This is a genomic window from Rhodococcus sp. 4CII, from assembly GCF_014256275.1.
GTDB classification, from domain to species: Bacteria; Actinomycetota; Actinomycetes; order Mycobacteriales; family Mycobacteriaceae; genus Rhodococcus_F; species Rhodococcus_F wratislaviensis_A.
Genome location: NZ_JACCFE010000002.1, coordinates 6,306,828 through 6,326,419 on the forward strand (window position 1 = coordinate 6,306,828; position 19,592 = coordinate 6,326,419).

Consider the following 19,592-nt stretch of genomic DNA (forward strand, 5'->3'; position numbering starts at 1 on the left):
GACTCGACGGGTGACCAGTGCAGCTCCAGAAAATCCCCAGAACCGTGCCGATGCCCTCCCGAAGAGCTGGGAGCCCAGCGCCGTCGAGGCCGATCTGTATCAGGGCTGGGTAGACGCCGGTTACTTCCGGGCGGATCCCCGCAGCCCCAAGCCCGGTTATTCCATCGTGCTGCCGCCGCCCAACGTCACCGGCAGCCTGCACATGGGTCACGCCCTCGACCACACGTTGATGGACGCACTGAGCCGCCGCAAGCGGATGCAGGGCTACGAGGTGCTGTGGCTGCCGGGCATGGACCACGCGGGCATCGCGACGCAGACCGTCGTCGAGAAGCAGCTCGCCGTCGACGGCAAGACGAAGGAAGACTTCGGCCGCGAGCTGTTCATCGACAAGGTGTGGGACTGGAAGCGCGAGTCCGGAGGCACCATCGGAGCCCAGATGCGCCGCATCGGCGACAGCGTCGACTGGAGCCGCGACCGCTTCACCATGGACGACGGCCTCTCCCGCGCCGTCCAGACCATCTTCAAGCGCATGTACGACGACGGGCTGATCTACCGCGCCGAGCGTCTCGTCAACTGGTCGCCCGTGCTGCAGACCGCGATCTCCGACATCGAGGTGAAATTCGAGGACGTCGAGGGCGAGCTGGTCTCGCTGCGGTACGGCTCGTTGAACGACGACGAACCGCACGTGGTGGTCGCGACCACCCGTGTCGAGACGATGCTCGGTGATACCGCCGTGGCCGTCCACCCCGAGGACGAGCGGTACAAGCACCTGATCGGGACGACGCTCGAACACCCCTTCACCGGCCGCGCCATCCCGATCATCGCGGACGAATACGTCGATCCCGAATTCGGCACCGGCGCCGTGAAGATCACTCCGGCGCACGACCCCAACGACTTCGAGATGGGTCTGCGGCACAACCTGCCGATGCCGACCATCATGGACAAGACCGGCAAGATCGCCGACACGGGAACGCAATTCGACGGACTCGACCGCTTCGAGGCGCGGGTCAAGGTGCGTGAGGCGCTCGCCGAGCAGGGTCGCGTGGTCGCGGAGAAGCGGCCCTACCTGCACAGCGTCGGGCACTCCGAGCGCACCGGCGAGTCCATCGAGCCGCGCCTGTCGCTGCAGTGGTGGGTGAAGGTCGAGTCGCTCGCGAAGGCGGCGGGCGACGCGGTGCGCAACGGTGACACCGTCATCCATCCGGCCAGTCAGGAACCGCGCTGGTTCGCCTGGGTCGACGACATGCACGACTGGTGCATCTCCCGACAGCTGTGGTGGGGGCACCGGATCCCGATCTGGTACGGCCCCGACGGTGAGGTCGCGTGCTTCGGACCGGACGAGACCGCCCCTGAGGGCTGGGTGCAGGATCCCGACGTCCTGGACACCTGGTTCTCCTCCGGATTGTGGCCGTTCTCGACCATGGGCTGGCCCGACAAGACGCCCGAACTCGAGAAGTTCTATCCCACCAGTGTTCTCGTCACCGGTTACGACATCCTGTTCTTCTGGGTGGCGCGGATGATGATGTTCGGCACGTACGTGTCGGAGGACGACGCTATTTCCGGGCGGGGCGAGCGAAGCGACGGGGTGTTCAGCGAAGGCAAATCCGGACCGCAGATGCCGTTCGAGGACGTGTTCCTGCACGGCCTCGTCCGCGACCAGTTCGGCAAGAAGATGTCGAAGTCGCGGGGCAACGGCATCGACCCGCTCGACTGGGTCGACCGTTTCGGCGCCGACGCCCTACGGTTCACGCTGGCCCGTGGCGCGAACCCGGGCAGCGACCTGTCCGTGGGCGAGGACCACGCACAGTCCTCGCGGAACTTCGCGACCAAGCTGTTCAACGCCACCAAGTTCGCGCTCATGAACGGGGCGGCACCGGCAGCACTGCCCGACCGCGGCGACCTGACCGACGCGGACCGGTGGATTCTGGACCGCCTGGAGCAGGTGCGCGGGGAGGTCGACGCCGCGTTCGACCGGTACGAGTTCAGCAAGGCGTGCGAGGCGCTGTTCCACTTCGCGTGGGACGAGGTCTGCGACTGGTACCTCGAACTGGCCAAGGTGCAGTTCGCCGAGGACGAGACCGTCGCCGCGAACACGAGGACCGTGCTCGGCAACGTCCTCGACGCGCTGCTGCGTCTGCTCCACCCGGTGATCCCGTTCGTCACGGAAACCCTGTGGAAGGTGCTCACCGGCGGTGAGTCCGTCGTGGTGGCGCAGTGGCCGCAGTCGAGCGGTGCCGAGGCGGATTCGGTTGCGGCCCAGCGCATCGAGGACATGCAGCGGCTGGTGACGGAGGTGCGCCGCTTCCGCAGCGATCAGGGGCTCAAGCCCTCGCAGCGCGTGCCCGCACGGATCGGCGGGATCGCCGAGGCCGATCTGGGCACCCAGCTCGCCGCCGTCACGTCGCTCGCGCGACTGACGGACCCGGAGGACGGGTTCACCGTGTCCGCCTCGGTGGAGGTGCGCCTGAGCAAGGCGACCGTGACCGTCGACCTCGACACGTCCGGCAACGTCGATCTCGGCGCCGAGAAGGCGCGGCTGGAGAAAGACCTCGCCGCGGCGCAGAAGGAACTCACCGGCACCACCGCGAAACTCTCCAACGAGGCGTTTCTCGCGAAGGCCCCGGACGCGGTGAAGGAGAAGATCCGGACGCGCCAGCAGATCGCGACGGAAGAAATCGAACGCATCACCAAGCGATTGAAGGAGCTGGAAGGCGCGTGACCTCACCCGACTTCACGCCGGAGGAAGTCAGCCCCGTCGACCTCGCCGAGTTGACGCTGGTCGAGGCGGAACTCGACAAGCGGTGGCCCGAGACGAAGATCGAGCCGTCGCTGAGCCGGATCGCGGCGCTGATGGACATTCTCGGGTCGCCGCAGCACGGGTACCCGGCGATCCACGTCACCGGCACCAACGGTAAGACGTCGGTGACACGGATGATCGATGCGCTGCTCACGGCGCTGCACCGGCGCACGGGCCGCACCACCAGCCCCCACCTGCAGCTCGCGACCGAGCGCATCAGCATCGACGGGCGCCCGGTATCGCCGCGCCGCTATGTCGACACGTACCGGGAGATCGAGCCGTACGTCCAGATGATCGACCAGCAGTCGCAGGCTGCCGGCGGCCCGGCGATGAGCAAGTTCGAGGTGCTCACCGCGATGGCGTACGCCGCGTTCGCCGAGGCGCCCGTCGACGTCGCCGTGGTCGAGGTGGGTCTCGGCGGGCGCTGGGACGCAACCAATGTCATCGACGGAGAGATCGCGGTGATCACCCCGATCAGCCTCGATCACGCCGAATACCTCGGCGACGACCTCGCCGGGATCGCCGAGGAAAAGGCCGGGATCATCAAGAAAGGGCGCGAAGACGCCCCGGTGCCGCGCGACACCGTCGCGATCCTCGCGGAGCAGACACCGGAAGTGATGGACGTCCTGCTTCGCCGGGCCGTCGAGGTCGATGCCGCAGTCGCGCGGGAGGGCTCCGAGTTCACGGTGCTCGCCCGGCAGATCGCCGTCGGGGGCCAGCAGTTGGAACTCCAGGGGCTCGGTGGCGTGTACACCGACATCTTCCTGCCCCTCCACGGAGAACATCAGGCGCGCAACGCTTCTCTCGCCCTTGCTGCCGTCGAGGCGTTCTTCGGTGCGGGCCCCGAGCGGCAGCTCGACCAGGACGCGATCCGGGAAGCATTCGCCTCGGTCGTCAATCCGGGACGACTGGAACGGGTGCGCAGCGCCCCGACCGTCTTCATCGACGCCGCCCACAATCCGGACGGGGCCCGTGCGCTCGCCGCCGCGCTGACCGGTGAATTCGACTTCCGCAAACTCGTCGGTGTCGTGAGTGTGATGGGGGACAAGGACGTCGACGGCATCCTGTCGGCGCTGGAACCCGTGTTCGACGAACTCGTGGTGACGCACAACGGGTCCCCGCGGGCCATGGACGTCGACGACCTCGCCAACCTCGCCGTCGCGAAGTTCGGCGACGAGCGGGTGGTGGTGGCGCCCACCCTCGCTGACGCGCTGGAAACGGCCATCGGGCTGGCCGAGGAGGTCGCGGAGCCCGGTGAAGCAGTGTCGGGTGCCGGCGTCGTGGTCACCGGATCCGTGGTGACCGCCGGTGTGGCCCGCACCCTCTTCGGAAAGGACCCAGCGTGAGCGAGTCAGGCTCGAAGGCTTCGGAACCGGAGTTCGGGCCGCCGACCAAGGACCCCTGGAAGGGGTTCCGCGGAGTGGTGGCCGGGTCCTTGATCCTGGAAGCGATCGTGGTGCTTCTCGCCCTGCCGGTGGTCGCGACCGTCGGCGGCGGCCTGACCTGGTGGTCGGGAACGTACCTCGTGGGGCTGGCGGTGCTCATGATCCTCGGCGCGGGCCTCCAGGGCCGCCCGTGGGCGATGAAGTACAACCTGTTGTTGCAGGTGGGACTCCTGTTCGGCTTCTTCGTCCACGTGTCCATCGGCTCGGTCGGAGTGGTCTTCGCCATCCTGTGGGGCTACCTTCTGTACTTCCGTCGGAATGTCCGGCAACGAATGGAGCGGGGCCTGCTGCCGGGGCAGCGCGGCTGACCATTTAGGCTGTCCGCCGTGACTGAGCGCACCCTTGTACTGATCAAGCCCGATGCCGTTGCCCGCGGATATGTAGGAGAAATCCTCGGTCGGATCGAGCGGAAGGGTCTGACGATCTCTGCGCTCGACCTGCGCACCGCTCCCGGCGACATCGCTGCTTCCCACTACGCCGAGCACGAAGGCCGCCCGTTCTACCCGGGCCTGCTGGAGTTCATCACGGGTGGACCGCTCGTGGCGGCCGTGATCGAGGGTCCCCGGGCCATCGCGGCGTTCCGGCAGCTGGCCGGCGGCACCGACCCGGTCGAGAAGGCGGTTCCGGGCACGATCCGCGGCGATTTCGGGCTCGAGGCTCAGGAGAACCTGGTTCACGGCTCCGACTCCGTGGAGTCGGCCGAGCGCGAGATCGCTCTCTGGTTCCCCCACCTCGCCGGTAGCTGACCCCCTCTTCACCCACCGACCGCCTCTCCATCCACCGAACCTGCCCGCCGGGCCGGCGGCGTATCGCGTGCGGAACTTGTTCCAGACGGATAGGTGCGCCGCTGGCGCGGACTGCGGCACACGTGTGGGATACTGACAGTGGTCGGACCGCAATTTGTGCACTACGTGGCTTCGACCGGATGACCCCACGGCTCGATGCCCTTCATCGCTGCCCCTGCGTCAACGGGAAATACCTGGACGTATCGGCACGCTGGATGATCAGGCGCTCGCGCCGTGGATGACGGCCATCCGCAAGGCACCACACGGGTGTGCAGTGAAAACGGACACTGCACGCGCTGTGTGGAGCGAGACCAGACAATCTCGCGCTTCACACCTGGGGCGCGAGTACACACACTGCGCCCTCGCGTGGCCGCGTGACATTCCCCGAAACGGGGAGTGGACGCGCCCGGGGGCTGAGGAGATTACGTGGCCGATCAAGCGCCGCCCACAAATTCAGAGCCGAACGATACGGCCGCCGCTGGGAGTGCGGTGCCCGATCTTCCGGAGAAGATGCGTGTTCACGCCCTCGCCAAGTTGATGGGCGTGACGAGCAAGCAGGTTCTCGCCGAGGCCGCGGCCCTCGGACTGGAGCTGCGCAGCGCGCAGTCCAGCCTGCAACGTGACATGGCCTACCGTGTTTACGCAGCTCTTTCACCTGCGGAAACTGCACCCGAGGTGCCCGCGGCACCTGCCGAGGCGCCCGCGGAGCCGGTCGCCGCGGAGCCGGTCGCCGAGCCGGCCGTCGAGGTGGCTCCCGAACCGATCGCTCCCGACGTCGCGGAGGAAGCGGTGGCCGAGCAGGCCGCGGCTCCGGAGGCGCCCGCCGAGGAAGCCCCCGCCCCGGAAGCCGACAAAGCCCCGGAAGCCCCCGCCGAGGAGGCCGCACCGTCCGAGGCCGCTCTCGCACCCGACCTGTTCACCACCGCGTCCTACCAGGTTGAGGCGCCCGCTGCGGAGCCTGCCGAAGCAACTCCGCCCGCAGTGTCCCAGGTCCCGCTCTTTCTGCAGCCCGACCTCGCGGCCGTCGAGACCCCGCCGCGTCGCCGCCGCAGTCGCCGGGATGCCGGGACGCCGGACGTCACCACCGAACAGCCGCCCGCCCCCGAAACGCGTGACGAGGTGGCCGAGCCCGCGAAGACCGCCGACACCGGCACCGCCGACACCGAGTCGGACGAGTCGGACGTCGACGGCGATCAGCCGCGACGTCGTCGCCGGGGCCGCCGCGGCCGCGGTCGCGGCCGTGGCGAGCAGCCCAACGAGCAGGACACCGATACCGAGACCGACGGTGCCGAGGCGGAGGAGTCCGCACGGGAGACCGCACCCGAGGAGAAGAGCGCCGACAAGGCGGGCCGCGAGCCCGAGGACAAGCCGAAGAAGGACTCCGACGAGAAGCCCGCGGACGCCGAACAGGCCGACACCGACCAGGCCGGGGAAGACGAGACCGGCGAGGGTGACTCCGACGGTTCGAGCCGTCGTCGCCGGCGCCGGCGCCGGCGCAAGTCCGGTGGCGAGTCGGGCGAGACCACGTCCGAGGACGATCCGCCGAACACCGTCGTGCACGAGCGCGAGCCGCGTAACAAGAGCCGCTCGAAGGACGAGGTCCAGGGCATCACCGGGTCGACCCGGCTCGAGGCGAAGCGTCAGCGTCGTCGCGACGGTCGCGACGCCGGCCGCCGCCGTCCGCCGATCCTGACGGAGTCGGAGTTCCTGGCCCGCCGGGAGGCCGTCGACCGCGTGATGGTCGTCCGTGACCGCATCGCCACCGGGCAGCCACACGCCACGACACAGGTCGCGGTCCTCGAGGACGGCGTCCTCGTCGAACACTTCGTCACCACGTCGGCGTCGGCGTCGATGGTCGGCAACGTGTACCTCGGACGCGTCCAGAACGTGCTGCCCAGCATGGAGGCGGCGTTCATCGACATCGGCCGCGGTCGCAACGGTGTGCTGTACGCCGGTGAGGTCAACTGGGAGGCCGCCGGGCTCGGTGGCAACTCGCGCAAGATCGAGCAGGCCCTCAAGCCGGGCGACCAGGTGCTGGTCCAGGTCAGCAAGGATCCGGTCGGACACAAGGGTGCCCGGCTGACCACGCAGATCAGCCTCGCGGGCCGCTTCCTCGTGTACGTGCCGGGCGGTACGTCCACCGGGATCAGCCGCAAGCTGCCCGACACCGAACGCAAGCGCCTCAAGGACATCCTGCGCGACATCGTGCCCGCGGACGCCGGAGTCATCATCCGGACCGCGTCGGAAGGTGTCAGCGAAGAGGAACTCGCGCGCGACGTGAAGCGCCTGCAGGACCAGTGGGCCGGGATCGAGACGCAGGCAGCGAAGGCGGAATCCGGCAAGTCCGGGAATCCGCAGGCGCTGTACGAAGAGCCCGACCTCCTGGTGAAGGTCATCCGCGACCTGTTCAACGAGGACTTCTCCAAGCTCGTCATCGAGGGGGAGAAGGCCTGGTCGACGGTCGAGTCGTACATCAAGTCGGTGGCACCCGACCTCCTGCCGCGACTCGAGCAGCACACCTCGCACAACAGCATCGACGTCTTCGAGGCGCACCGCATCGACGAGCAACTGGCCAAGGCCCTCGACCGCAAGGTCTGGCTGCCGTCCGGCGGCACCCTCGTGATCGACCGCACCGAAGCCATGACCGTGGTCGATGTCAACACCGGCAAGTTCACCGGTGCCGGCGGAAACCTCGAGGAAACCGTCACGCGGAACAACCTCGAGGCAGCCGAGGAGATCGTGCGGCAGATGCGCCTGCGCGACATCGGCGGCATGATCGTCGTCGACTTCATCGATATGGTCCTCGAGTCGAACCGCGACCTCGTGCTGCGGCGCCTGACCGAGGCGCTGGGCCGCGACCGCACCCGCCACCAGGTGTCCGAGGTGACGTCGCTGGGCCTGGTCCAGATGACGCGGAAGAAGCTGGGCACCGGGCTGGTCGAGGCGTTCTCCACCACGTGTGAGCACTGCCACGGCCGGGGCATCATCGTCCACGCGGAGCCGATCGAGGTGAAGACCTCGGAGGACAGCGGTTCGCGCGGGTCGTCCCGTGGCGGCGACTCCGGTGGCTCCCGCAAGAAGCGGGGACGCGACAAGTCGTCCGGCGGGGACACCTCGCAGCCGGCCGCGCACGACGAGACGCCGACGGTGGACGCCACCGTCAAGCGGGCACACCCGGTCGCCCTCGCGATGGCACACCACCATCACGAGGAGGAGGCTTCGCACGCACATCCCGCACCCGAGTCCGAGCCGGTCGCCGCGGCAGCCGAGCAGCCGGCCGCGGAGACGGCACCAACCGCCGACGTTCCCGGCATCGAAGAGGCTGTGGCCGAGGCCCCGGCAGCGGTGACGGCGGAAGCCGTCGTGGTGCCCGAGGTCGAGGAGGCCGTCGTCGCCGAGGCTGTGGTGGAAGAGCCAGTGGTGGAAGAGCCTGTGGTGGCAGAGCCTGCGGTCCGGGAATCTGCGACCCCGACGGCTCCGGTCGCCGAGGCGCCGGAACCCGTCGTGCAGCGTGAGCCGGAGCCGGTCACACCGGAGGCGATCACACCGGAGCAGGCGGCCCCGGCGCGGCGCCGGAGTCGTCGGGTGTCGAGGGCGGCGGCCGCGCCGGTGTCCGAAACCCCGAGTGCGGGCACCGTGTTCGTGATCCCGACACCGGAGCACGATGTGGAGCACGCACCGGAACCGGAACCGGCCATGTCGGCGTCGACCGTGAGCGGACCGTCGGCACCATCGCCCGACGGTGCGGATGCGCAGGCCGCACCGCGTAAGCCGCGTCGCCGCCGCGCCGCGGCGCGTCCGGCGGGTCCGCCGGTGGACGCCGACAACTGACGAGGGACCTCGGGAAGGCAATCGGCACCGGTTTGTACGGAACGGTTGCCTTCCTGTAACCTTGACCAGTCGCTACTCGGCGATGAAGGTCAGCTGTGCCCTCACCTGTGAAGGCTGCGCGACCTCGACCGAGCTAGCCGTCACACCAGACCAGTCGCGCACACTGTGGCGCGAGCAAGTTCGAAGAAGCAAGGGGTAGCCCTCCGATGGCAACGTACGCGATCGTCAAGACCGGCGGAAAGCAGTACAAGGTCGCTGTTGGTGACCTCGTCAAGGTCGAGAAGATCGAGGGTGAGCCCGGCACTGCTGTCTCGCTTGCTCCCGTTCTCGTCGTCGACGGATCCGATCTGACGACCGACGCCGACAAGCTGGCCAAGATTTCGGTCACGGGTGAGGTCGTCGAGCACACCAAGGGCCCGAAGATCCGGATCCACAAGTTCAAGAACAAGACCGGCTACCACAAGCGTCAGGGCCACAGGCAGAAGCTGACGGTCCTCAAGGTCACCGGTATCAAGTAGCTAGAGCTTCAGAGCTGATTTCACCCGAGGAGGGTCAAGAACATGGCACATAAGAAGGGTGCATCCAGCTCCCGTAACGGTCGCGATTCCAATGCTCAGCGACTCGGCGTGAAGCGTTTCGGCGGCCAGTCCGTCAGCGCCGGCGAGATCCTGGTGCGTCAGCGCGGAACCCACTTCCACCCCGGCGTCAACGTCGGCCGTGGCGGCGACGACACGCTCTTCGCGCTCTCCGCCGGTGCTGTCGAGTTCGGCACCAAGCGTGGACGCAAGACCGTGAACATCGTTCCGGCGGCGGCAGAGGCCTAGTCCTGCCGCGAGTATGCATCGTCCCGTGAGGGGCGTTTCAAGCTCCCAAATAGGGGCGGACCTGGGTCGAGATACCCGGTCCGCCCCTATTGTTTGTTTCAGAGTGAGATCAACACAATTGACTGAGGAAGGATCCGGCAGTCATGTCCCGATTCATTGACCGCGTCGTGCTGCACGTCAGCGCCGGAAAAGGCGGCAATGGCTGCGCCTCCGTACACCGGGAGAAGTTCAAACCGCTCGGTGGCCCGGACGGCGGCAACGGCGGGCGTGGCGGTGACGTCGTCCTCGAGGTGGACGGCAACGTCCACACCCTCCTCGACTTCCATTTCCACCCCCACGCGAAGGCCACCAACGGCAAGCAGGGTATGGGCAGCAATCGCGACGGCGCCCAGGGTGACGACCTGATCCTCAAGGTCCCCGACGGCACCGTCGTGCTCGACGAGGACGGCCGCGTCCTCGCCGACCTCATCGGTGTCGGCACCCGTTTCGAGGCCGCCCAGGGTGGCCGCGGCGGGCTCGGAAACGCTGCCCTGTCCTCCAAGGCGCGCAAAGCGCCGGGCTTCGCCCTCCTCGGTGAAGACGGTGTGGAGCGCGAACTCGTCCTCGAGTTGAAATCGGTGGCCGATGTGGGGCTCGTCGGATTCCCGTCGGCGGGCAAGTCCTCGCTCGTGTCCGTCCTCTCGGCTGCGAAGCCGAAGATCGCCGACTATCCGTTCACCACCCTCGTCCCGAACCTCGGTGTCGTCTCGAGCGGCGACACCACGTTCACGGTGGCCGACGTGCCCGGGCTCATCCCCGGCGCCAGCGACGGCCGCGGGCTAGGACTGGACTTCCTGCGTCACCTCGAGCGGTGCGCCGTGCTGGCCCACGTCGTCGATTGCGCGACCCTCGACCCCGGCCGCGATCCGATCTCCGACATCGATGCGCTCGAGGCCGAACTCGCGGCGTACAGGGGCGCGCTGTCCGGGGACACCGGACTCGGCGATCTCGCCGACCGCCCTCGCATCGTGATCCTGAACAAGGCCGACGTGCCGGAGGCGGCCGAGCTGGCCGAGATGGTGACGCCCGACCTCGAGGCCCGCGGGTGGCCGATCTTCACGATCTCGGCGGTCAGCCGAGAAGGATTGCGTCCCTTGACGTTCGCGTTGGCGAAGCTGGTCGCGGACTACCGTGAGGCGCACCCGAAGGCAGCGCCGAAGCGTCAGGTGATCCGTCCCGTGATCGCCAACGAGAACAGCTTCAGCGTCGTCGCCGACCCCGAGATTCCCGGCGGGTTCATCGTCCGCGGTACGCGGCCGGAGCGCTGGGTGCGGCAGACGCAGTTCGACAACGACGAGGCCGTGGGTTACCTCGCAGACCGCCTCGCGCGGCTCGGTGTGGAAACCGAACTGGTCAAGCAGGGCGCGGAACCGGGCGCGTCCGTCACGATCGGCGACGTGAGCTTCGACTGGGAGCCGCAGACACCCGCCGGCGTGGACCTCACCCGCACCGGGCGCGGCACCGACCCGCGTCTCGACCAGGTGGAGCGCATCGGCGCCACCGAACGCAAACACGCATCCAGGGTCCGTCGCGGTCTCGAGGGCCTCGACCCCGAAGACCAGTGAGCGCCACCCGGCGCACGGTCGCGTCGGCGGGCAGCATTGTCGTGAAGATCGGATCGTCCGCGCTGACCAGCCTGGTCGGCGGGCTCGACGTCGGTCGACTCGACGCGCTGGCCGACGCAATCGAAGCACGGATGCGTGCCGGTTCCGACGTGGTCGTCGTGTCCTCCGGGGCCGTCGGCGCGGGCCTGGCCCCGCTCGGGCTGACCAGGCGGCCACGCGACCTGGCGACGAAACAGGCCGCCGCGAGCGTGGGCCAGCTGGCGCTGGCCCACGCCTGGGGCACGTCGTTCGCCCGGTACGGGCGCACGGTCGGGCAGGTGCTCCTCACCGCGGACGACATCGCCCGCCGCGCACAGCACCGCAACGCGCAACGCACTCTCGACCGCCTGCGCGCCCTGCATGCGGTCGCGATCGTCAACGAAAACGACACCGTCGCCACGGCGGAGCTGCGATTCGGCGACAACGACCGGCTCGCGGCGCTCGTCGCGCACCTGGTCGGCGCCGACGCGCTCGTGCTGCTGTCGGATGTCGACGGGCTGTACGACGGCGACCCCCGCAAGGGCAACGCGACGCTGATTCCCGAAGTGAACAGCCCCGAGGATCTCGACGGGGTGGTCGCGGGCTCGGGCGGCGCCCTCGGCACCGGCGGCATGGCATCCAAGCTGTCGGCCGCGCGCCTCGCGGCCGATGCCGGGGTGCCGGTCCTGCTCGCCGCTGCCTCGGACGCCGGGTCGGCGCTGCGGGACGCCGGGGTGGGGACCGCGTTCGCGGCCCGGCCGTCGCGATTGTCGGCGCGCAAGTTCTGGGTGCGTCACGCCGCGGACGAGCAGGGGATCCTGCACATCGACGAGGGTGCGGTCCGCGCCGTCGTCACCAAGCGGCGCTCGCTGCTGCCCGCGGGCATCACCGGGGTGTCGGGGCGGTTCTACGGCGGTGACGTCGTGTCACTCCTCGGCCCCGAGGAACGCCCGGTGGCCAGGGGAGTGGTGGCCTACGACTCCGCGGAGATCAGCGACATCCTGGGCAAGTCGACGCAGGAACTGCCCGCCGAGATGCAGCGTCCCGTGGTCCACGCCGACGACCTGGTGCCGCTCTGACGCGCTGACGCTCAGGCGGGCAGCGCGGACGACGCGTCGAGCAGCGCGGTGAGTGCCTCCGAGCAGCCGGCGTGGACGGTGAGTGTGGCGAACTCGTCGCCGCGCGTCGTCCCCCGGTTGACGATGACGATCGGGATTCCGAGTTTCGCGGCGCGGCGGACGAACCGCAGTCCCGACATGACCGTGAGCGACGACCCGGCCACCAGCAGCGCCTCGGCCTCGTCCACCACGGCGTACGCGGCGGCCACCCTCGCTTTCGGCACGGATTCGCCGAAGTAGACGATGTCGGGTTTGAGCAGTCCGCCGCACGCCTCGCAGTCGACCATCCGGAAATGCCCGGTGCTGGTGATCACCGCGTCGGCGTCCGGTGCGATCTCCACTCCCATTGTGGCAGCGACGGTTTCGGCGAAACCGGGGTTGGCCCGCTCGAGCCGGTCGGCGAGCGTCGCGCGCGAGATCAGGGCGTCGCAGTTCAGGCACCGGACCTGGGCGTACGTGCCGTGCAGGTCGATCACCCGGCGACTGCCTGCCTTCGTGTGCAGGAGGTCGACGTTCTGTGTGATGACCGCGCTCGCGACGCCCGCCCGTTCGAGGCCCGCCAGGGCGCGATGCCCGGTGTTGGGCCGCGCGGCGTCCATGTGCCGCCATCCCACGTGGTTCCGCGCCCAGTAGTGGCGGCGGAACTCGGGGTCACCGGTGAATTGCTGGAACGTCATGGGATTGCGCGGCGGCGAATCCGGGCCCCGGTAGTCGGGGATACCGGAATCCGTCGAGATGCCGGCGCCGGTGATCACACACAGCCGCCGGCCGCCGAGTACGTCGATCAGTCGGTCGAACACGCACTCCAGAGTAGCGAAAGCTCAGTATCCGACGACAGGATCGATCAGCGCGGTGAGATTCTCGCCCGCGACGAAACGAGTCACGTTCAGTGCCACGTGCTCGGCGAACGCCGGCGGACGGACCGACGGCGGGTTGGAATCGTGCGGGGTGATGATCACGTTGGGCAGGTCCCACAGCGGGTGACCGTCGGGAAGCGGCTCCGGATCGGTGACGTCGAGCCCCGCTCCGCCGATGGTGTTGTCCCGCAGCGCCTTCACCAACGCGTTGGTGTGGACGAGGGAGCCGCGCGCCACGTTGATCACCCACGCGGTCGGCTTCATCTGGGCGAATTCCGCGGCACCGACCAGATGGTGTGTGGCGTCGGTGGCGGGAGCGCCGAGCACGAAGTGATCCGCGCGGGCCCACACCTCGCCCAGGCGGGTGGTGGGGAGTGTCTCGATCGCGCCCGGTACGGGGCTGCCGGAGCGGTTCACCGCGATGACGTCGGCCCCGACACCCGCGAGCATCGGGATCAGCGCCTTGCCGATGCCGCCGGCACCCACGATGGCGACCGTGGTGCCCCGCAGGGTACCGATCTTCGAGAAGAACTCCTGTTGGCGCCAGGTCTTCGCCTCGAGGTGCTCGGGAAGTGCCCGCACCCCGGCCAGCAGCAGCGTCAGCGCGTGCTCGGCGACGGTGGCGGCGAACGCGCCCGCCGCGGACGTCCACAGCACAGTGGAGTCGGGTCTGATCACCTTCGCGGCGAACCACTCCTCGACGCCCGCGGAGTTCAGTTGCACCCAGCGGATGTTTCCGGGCAACGGGTCCGGGAACCCGATCGGACCGGTGGTCCAGACCAGGGCGTCAGCGGACTCGAGGGGGGCGACACGGGCACCGCCCCGGCGCACCGCATCCTCGAGGAGCGGGTCCGGGGCGGGTCCGATGGCTATGGCTGGAACAGCAGCGTCGACGACCATGGGTCGAACTTACGCGGGAACCTCGATCAAGGGGTAGACACCATTTTCGTCGTGGACCTCACGGCCGGTGACGGGCGGGTTGAACACGCACAGCATGCGCATCTCGGTGTCGGGCTCCACGCGATGACGCTCGTGACCGTTGAGCAGGTACATCGAACCGGGGCCGAGTTCGTAGACCTTGTCGTTGTCGAGGTCGATCAATTTGCCGGTTCCCTCGACGAGCCAGACGGCCTCGACGTGGTTGGCGTAGTGGAACTCGTTGACCGAACCCGCTTTGATCGTGGTCTCGTGGAACGAGAAACCCACTTTGTCGCCGCCGAGGATGATGCGCTTGCTGCGCCAGTTGCCGTCCTCGCTGGTGATGTCGCGCTCGGTGTCGGTGATCTCTGCGGTGGTGCGAACGATCATGGAAGTGTCAGTCCTCTCTCTAGCTGCAAACCTTGCTGGTGGCGTCGGCGAGAATCGCGAGGCCGTGGTCCAGTTCCTCGTCGGTGATGGTGAGCGCCGGCAGGAGCTTGACCACCTCGTCGGACGGGCCGGAGGTCTCCGCGAGCAGTCCTTCGTCGAACGCGAGTGCGCACACCTTGCCCGCCTTCTCCGGCTCGTCGAACACGAGGCCCTGGACGAGACCGCGGCCGCGGGTGGAGACGGAGCCGTCGAACTGGTTCGCCAGGTCGGTGAACGCCTGGTGGATCTTGTCGCCCTTGGCCAGCGTCGACTCGTGCAGGGTGTCGTCGGACCAGTAGTGGTCCAGGGCGACCTTCGACGTGACGAACGACGGGTTGTTGCCGCGGAACGTGCCGTTGTGCTCGCCCGGGCCCCACACGTCGAGTTCGCGCTTGAACAGCGTCAGCGCCATCGGGAGGCCGTAGCCGCCGATCGACTTCGACAGGCACACGATATCCGGAGTGATGCCCGCGATCTCGAACGAGAAGAACGGGCCGGTGCGTCCGCACCCCATCTGCACGTCGTCGACGATCAGCAGGATGTCGCGCTCGGCGCACAGGTCGGCGAGGGCACGCAGCCACTCGGGACGGGCGACGTTGACGCCGCCCTCACCCTGCACGGTCTCGACGATTACGGCGGCCGGCCGGTTCAGGCCACTGCCCGAGTCGTCGAGCACCCGGGAGAACCAGTGGAAGTCCTCGGTGACTCCGTCGAAGTAGTTGTCGAACGGCATCGGGGTGGCGTGCACCAGCGGGATACCGGCGCCGGCACGCTTCATCGAGTTACCGGTGACCGACAGGGCGCCGAGTGTCATCCCGTGAAAAGCGTTCGTGAAGTTGATGATCGACGAACGACCGGTGACCTTGCGGGCCAATTTCAGGGCGGCCTCGACCGTGTTGGTGCCGGTGGGTCCGGGGAACTGGACCTTGTAGTCGAGACCTCGCGGTTTCAAGATCTTGTCCTCGAATGTCTCGAGCAGTTCGCGTTTGGCCACGGTCGACATGTCGAGACCGTGCGTGATGCCGTCGCCGACGATGTAGTCGACCAGCGCCGACTTCAGGACCGGGTTGTTGTGGCCGTAGTTCAGCGAACCGGCGCCGGCGAAGAAATCGAGGTAGTCGCGGCCGTTCTCGTCGCGGATCCACGATCCCGACGCCGACTCGAAGACGGCGGGCCAGCCGCGGCTGTAGCTGCGAACCTCGGACTCGAGGCTCTCGAAGATGTTCATATCAAAAGTAGTCATGTTGCTGCATTCCTCCGGGGCATGCTCTTAGCCGATCGTGTACAGATCTTCGGCTTCGTGTCCATCGGGAAAATCGTTAGGGGAGAACAGATCTTGCTTGTTGATCGCCGTATCTCGGCGACGCGCCAATGCGGTGAACAGCGCGATCGACGCTTCGTTGTCGGGGCTGATCGTCGTCTCGAGGTGGGTAATACCTTCGGGTGCAAGTCGATCGAGCAACGCGCTCAGCATGCGACCGGCAATTCCCTTGCCACGCTGGTCTGCGTCTACGGCAACTTGCCAGACGAACAGCGTCGCTGGGGATTCGGGACGGATGAACCCCGTGACGAACCCCACGACGCGCTCGTCGACGACTGCGACGACCGACGAGCGGCTGAAATCTCTACACCACAACAGGTATGCGTAGCTCGAATTGAGGTCGAGCACTTCCGTGTTCCTGGCGATCTCCCAGAGCCGGACTCCGTCAGTGATCTCTGGACTTCTGAACAACACCGCGTCCGGCGCGGTGGTCGGGTTGGCACTCTTCTGAACAGGCGTCATTGGAAATTCGAACCTAACAACCATCCCCTTCGATTTCACGTGCCTCGCGAAATTGGACAGTTCAGGTGGCGGAGCTTTGCAGGTGAGACGTGCAAAGTGATGCTCATCACATTATGTAACTCTTGGGTAAACCGCAAGCGACACACTTCGCCTATTTGAGACTCGCGAGCGCGAAGGGGAGGACGGAGGTGGCGCCTGCAGCAAGAACCGTTCTGGCGGCCATCGTGAGGGTCCAGCCGGTGTCCGTGAGGGTGTCGACGAGCAACACCGGACCGGCGCCTTCGGGAAGGGCCGGGGCCTCCCACGCGTCGACGAGTCCGGCCACCCGGTAGGCGGAGTTGGCCGCCGACACCGGCGGATGCTCCGGGCGCAGCCGCAGAACTCCCAGGTCGGTGAGCCGTCCGACGGCTGCGAGTTGCCCCGCGATCGAGGCCGACAGGATCGGGTGGGTGGCGGATTCGACGGCCATGACCGCGGTGGGCCGCTCGGCCCAGTCCCAGGACGCGAGCACCTGGATGCAGGCCTTCAGGACGGCGTCGGGGGCCGGGCCGTCCGGTTCGTCGAGGAGGGAACGGAGCCGCTGACCCCAGCCGAGGTCGGACAGCCGGCCCAGGACGCGCCCCGGTTCGGGGCCGTCGGTGATCTTCCCGGACAGCTTCACGCCGAGCTTCGCGAGTCCCGTGGGCCACTGTTTACGGGGCGCCAGATCCACACCAGGCCGCTCGAGGCGCGATCTGGTCTGTTGCACCGCCGCGGCGTCCACGGTCGCGTCGTGGCGCACTCCGGTGCAGTTGTCGCACCGCCCGCAGTCCGCGGTCCCCGCAGCCAGGCCCGGATCGTCGAGCTGCTCGCGCAGGAACGCCATCCGGCACGTGGTGATCCGCTGGTAGTCGATCATCGCCCGCTGCTCGGACTCACGGGCCCGCTCGAGACGCTCGTAGCGGTCGGTGTCGTACGTCCACGGCTGCCCGGTGCCCACCCAGCCCCCGCGCACCCGGCGCACCGCACCGTCGACGTCGAGGACCTTCAACACCATCTCCAGGCGCGTGCGCCCCAGCTCCACCAGAGGCTCGAGCGCCTGCGTCGACTGCGGCCGGTCGGTGTCGAGGACCTCGATCACCCGGCGCACCACGTGCTCGCGGGGGAACGCCACGGACGCGAAATAACTCCAGATCTGCTTGTCCTCGGATCCCGGCAGCAGGATCACCTCGGCGCGATCGGTGGAGCGTCCCGCACGCCCCACCTGCTGGTAGTAGGAGATGGGGGACGAGGGTGCGCCGAGGTGCACGACGAACCCCAGGTCGGGCTTGTCGAACCCCATTCCCAGCGCGGACGTGGCCACGAGGGCCTTGACCCGGTTGCCGAGCAGATCCTGTTCGAGGCTCTCCCGTTCGGCGGCGTCGGTCTGCCCGGTGTACGCGGCGACCGTGTGGCCCTGCTCCGACAGCAGGCTCGCCAGGTCCCGCGCCGCCGACACGGTGAGTGCGTAGATGATGCCCGACCCGGGCAGGCTGTCGAGCTTCTGGGCGAGCCAGGCCGCGCGGGCGGTGGCCTCCGGAATCTGGACGACCGACAGGTGCAGCGATTCGCGTTCGAGGCCACCCCGGAGGACGAGGGTCTCCGCGCCGCCGACCCCCAGCTGCGTGGAGACGTCGGAGACCACGCGGTCGTTCGCGGTGGCGGTGGTCGCGAGCACGGGGATGCCCTCGCCGAGCTCCGCGATCAGGGTGCGGATCCGCCGGTAGTCGGGACGGAAGTCGTGCCCCCAGTCCGACACGCAGTGCGCCTCGTCGACGACGACCAGTCCCGCGTCGGCGGCGAGGGAAGGAAGGACCTGGTCCCGGAAGTCGGGGTTGTTGAGGCGTTCGGGGCTGACCAGCAGTACGTCGAGTTCGTTCTCGGCGACCCTTGTGTGGATCTCGTCCCACTCGGTGACGTTCCCGGAGTTGATGGTGGCGGCGCGCACACCCGCCCGCTCGGCCGACGCCACCTGGTTCCGCATCAGGGCCAGGAGCGGCGACACGATGACCGTCGGACCGTGCCCGTGCGCGCGCAGGAGCTTCGCGGCGATGAAATAGACCGCCGACTTGCCCCAGCCCGTCCGCTGGACGACCAGCGCCCGCCTGCGGCCCACCACGAGCGCCTCGATCGCCGTCCACTGGTCGTCGCGGAGGGTGGCGTGCTCGCCTGCCAGTTCGCGGAGCAGCCGTTCGGCCTCGTCACGGAGTGCGGGTGCGGTGGCGGTCGTCATGCCCCCATGGTGCACGAGAGGGGTGACATCGACGAGGCCGGCGGAGATCCGGGGGGCGCCTCAGCCGGGTAGGGCCGCCTCGATCTCGGCGAGGGTCGGCGACGACGTGGAGGCGCCGCGGCGCGTGGTGGCGAGCGCGCCGGCCGTGCACGCGAACGGGACCGCCGCGGCGGGCCCGCGCAGCCAGGACACCGCGAGGGCGCCGGCGAAAGCGTCCCCGGCGCCGGTCGTGTCGACCACCGCGACCTCGGGGGAATCGGCGTGGAGCGTGACGCCGTCGCCGCCCGCGTAGTCGGCGCCCGCCGGTCCCCGGGTGGTCACCAGGTGGGCGACGGCGCCGGTGACGTCGGCGCCGAGTTGTGCGGACTCGGTTTCGTTGACGAGCAGCACGTCGACCAGTTCCACGAGTTCGCGAGGAAGAGGTTGTGCGGGAGACGGATTCACCATGACGACGGTGCCGTGGGCCGCGGCGTGCGCGGCCGCGGCCACGACGGTGCCGAGCGGGATCTCGAGTTGGCAGAGCAGGACGTCGGCATCGGCGACCGCCGCGAGCTCCGCGGGTGTCAGATCCACCACGGTGCTGTTCGCACCCGGGACCACGACGATGCAGTTCTCCCCGGCGGCGTCGACGGTGATCGCCGCGATCCCGCTCGGCCCGTCGACCTCCCGCAGGAAACCGGTGTCGACTTCCGCGTCGACGAGGGCCTGACGCAGGTCGAGCGCGAACACGTCGGAACCGACGGCGCCGACGAACGTCACGTCACCGCCCGCCCGCGCGGCTGCGATCGCCTGGTTGGCGCCCTTGCCGCCGGGGGTGGCGGCGAAGGCGCTGCCGAGAATCGTTTCGCCCGGCCGGGGCAATCGCTCGGTCGCCGTCAGAATGTCCATGTTGACGCTGCCGACGACGGCGACCCTGGGAGCGGACATATCCC

The 19,592-nt window shown here is 68.5% G+C and carries 16 protein-coding genes; 9 read left to right on the forward strand and 7 right to left on the reverse strand.

Annotated features, from left to right (window positions below):
• The first annotated feature begins 10 nt into the window (after positions 1–10).
• The 9 genes from H0B43_RS29980 (at position 11) to proB (ending at position 12,383) form a co-directional block, all read left to right on the forward strand.
• Positions 11–2,719 carry a valine--tRNA ligase gene (locus H0B43_RS29980; RefSeq protein WP_185724619.1) on the forward strand — a complete coding sequence of 903 codons (2,709 nt, stop codon included), beginning with the start codon at positions 11–13 and terminating at the stop codon, positions 2,717–2,719.
• Positions 2,716–4,143: a folylpolyglutamate synthase/dihydrofolate synthase family protein gene (locus tag H0B43_RS29985; RefSeq protein WP_185724618.1), complete on the forward strand. Its 1,428-nt coding sequence runs from the start codon at positions 2,716–2,718 to the stop codon at positions 4,141–4,143. The genes H0B43_RS29980 and H0B43_RS29985 overlap by 4 nt, the downstream gene beginning before the upstream one ends.
• On the forward strand, positions 4,140–4,550 hold the full coding sequence (locus H0B43_RS29990; RefSeq protein WP_185724617.1) for a DUF4233 domain-containing protein: 411 nt from the start codon (positions 4,140–4,142) through the stop codon (positions 4,548–4,550). Before H0B43_RS29985 ends, H0B43_RS29990 begins: the two co-directional genes overlap by 4 nt.
• 18 nt (positions 4,551–4,568) lie before the next feature.
• Positions 4,569–4,988 (forward strand): nucleoside-diphosphate kinase, encoded by a 420-nt coding sequence (ndk, locus tag H0B43_RS29995; protein WP_185724616.1) that lies wholly within the window; start codon positions 4,569–4,571, stop codon positions 4,986–4,988.
• Between the two features lie 465 nt (positions 4,989–5,453).
• Positions 5,454–8,858, forward strand: coding sequence for a translation initiation factor IF-2 N-terminal domain-containing protein (locus H0B43_RS30000; protein ID WP_185724615.1), 3,405 nt, complete (start codon positions 5,454–5,456; stop codon positions 8,856–8,858).
• 206 nt (positions 8,859–9,064) lie between these two features.
• Positions 9,065–9,376, forward strand: coding sequence for a 50S ribosomal protein L21 (gene rplU / locus H0B43_RS30005; RefSeq protein ID WP_005248081.1), 312 nt, complete (start codon positions 9,065–9,067; stop codon positions 9,374–9,376).
• A 42-nt stretch (positions 9,377–9,418) separates the two neighbouring features.
• Positions 9,419–9,682: a 50S ribosomal protein L27 gene (rpmA, locus tag H0B43_RS30010; protein ID WP_005248077.1), complete on the forward strand. Its 264-nt coding sequence runs from the start codon at positions 9,419–9,421 to the stop codon at positions 9,680–9,682.
• A gap of 143 nt (positions 9,683–9,825) precedes the next feature.
• Positions 9,826–11,286 carry a GTPase ObgE gene (gene obgE, locus H0B43_RS30015; RefSeq protein ID WP_185724614.1) on the forward strand — a complete coding sequence of 487 codons (1,461 nt, stop codon included), beginning with the start codon at positions 9,826–9,828 and terminating at the stop codon, positions 11,284–11,286.
• Positions 11,283–12,383, forward strand: coding sequence for a glutamate 5-kinase (gene proB, locus H0B43_RS30020; protein WP_185724613.1), 1,101 nt, complete (start codon positions 11,283–11,285; stop codon positions 12,381–12,383). The genes obgE and proB overlap by 4 nt, the downstream gene beginning before the upstream one ends.
• 11 nt (positions 12,384–12,394) lie before the next feature.
• On the opposite strand, the gene H0B43_RS30025 is transcribed toward proB, so the two are convergent.
• The 7 genes from H0B43_RS30025 to H0B43_RS30055 all read right to left on the reverse strand — a co-directional run bounded on the left by H0B43_RS30025 (position 12,395) and on the right by H0B43_RS30055 (position 19,587).
• Positions 12,395–13,222: an NAD-dependent protein deacetylase gene (locus H0B43_RS30025; protein ID WP_185724612.1), complete on the reverse strand. Its 828-nt coding sequence runs from the start codon at positions 13,220–13,222 to the stop codon at positions 12,395–12,397.
• Positions 13,223–13,243: 21 nt separating this feature from the next.
• Positions 13,244–14,179, reverse strand: a complete 936-nt coding sequence (locus tag H0B43_RS30030) for a D-isomer specific 2-hydroxyacid dehydrogenase family protein (RefSeq protein ID WP_185724611.1) — start codon at positions 14,177–14,179, stop codon at positions 13,244–13,246.
• 9 nt (positions 14,180–14,188) lie between these two features.
• Positions 14,189–14,587 carry an ectoine synthase gene (locus H0B43_RS30035; RefSeq protein WP_005248060.1) on the reverse strand — a complete coding sequence of 133 codons (399 nt, stop codon included), beginning with the start codon at positions 14,585–14,587 and terminating at the stop codon, positions 14,189–14,191.
• Between the two features lie 19 nt (positions 14,588–14,606).
• On the reverse strand, positions 14,607–15,869 hold the full coding sequence (gene ectB, locus H0B43_RS30040; RefSeq protein WP_185724610.1) for a diaminobutyrate--2-oxoglutarate transaminase: 1,263 nt from the start codon (positions 15,867–15,869) through the stop codon (positions 14,607–14,609).
• A 27-nt stretch (positions 15,870–15,896) separates the two neighbouring features.
• Positions 15,897–16,409, reverse strand: a complete 513-nt coding sequence (ectA, locus tag H0B43_RS30045; RefSeq protein ID WP_185724609.1) for a diaminobutyrate acetyltransferase — start codon at positions 16,407–16,409, stop codon at positions 15,897–15,899.
• A 151-nt stretch (positions 16,410–16,560) separates the two neighbouring features.
• A complete protein-coding gene (locus H0B43_RS30050) occupies positions 16,561–18,660 on the reverse strand; it encodes an ATP-dependent DNA helicase RecQ (RefSeq protein ID WP_185724608.1) in 2,100 nt (699 codons plus the stop codon).
• A gap of 60 nt (positions 18,661–18,720) precedes the next feature.
• A complete protein-coding gene (locus H0B43_RS30055) occupies positions 18,721–19,587 on the reverse strand; it encodes a ribokinase (protein WP_185724607.1) in 867 nt (288 codons plus the stop codon).
• Positions 19,588–19,592: the final 5 nt, after the last annotated feature.

What these genes read in the sequence shown, in the direction of transcription:
- H0B43_RS30035 (WP_005248060.1), bottom strand. Translation starts at nt 14,587, where the DNA reads ATGATCGTTCGCACCACCGCAGAGATCACCGACACCGAGCGCGACATC.
- rplU (WP_005248081.1), top strand. Translation starts at nt 9,065, where the DNA reads ATGGCAACGTACGCGATCGTCAAGACCGGCGGAAAGCAGTACAAGGTC.
- ectB (WP_185724610.1), bottom strand. Translation starts at nt 15,869, where the DNA reads ATGACTACTTTTGATATGAACATCTTCGAGAGCCTCGAGTCCGAGGTT.
- H0B43_RS30050 (WP_185724608.1), bottom strand. Translation starts at nt 18,660, where the DNA reads ATGACGACCGCCACCGCACCCGCACTCCGTGACGAGGCCGAACGGCTG.
- rpmA (WP_005248077.1), top strand. Translation starts at nt 9,419, where the DNA reads ATGGCACATAAGAAGGGTGCATCCAGCTCCCGTAACGGTCGCGATTCC.
- obgE (WP_185724614.1), top strand. Translation starts at nt 9,826, where the DNA reads ATGTCCCGATTCATTGACCGCGTCGTGCTGCACGTCAGCGCCGGAAAA.
- H0B43_RS30030 (WP_185724611.1), bottom strand. Translation starts at nt 14,179, where the DNA reads ATGGTCGTCGACGCTGCTGTTCCAGCCATAGCCATCGGACCCGCCCCG.
- ectA (WP_185724609.1), bottom strand. Translation starts at nt 16,409, where the DNA reads ATGACGCCTGTTCAGAAGAGTGCCAACCCGACCACCGCGCCGGACGCG.
- H0B43_RS30055 (WP_185724607.1), bottom strand. Translation starts at nt 19,587, where the DNA reads ATGTCCGCTCCCAGGGTCGCCGTCGTCGGCAGCGTCAACATGGACATT.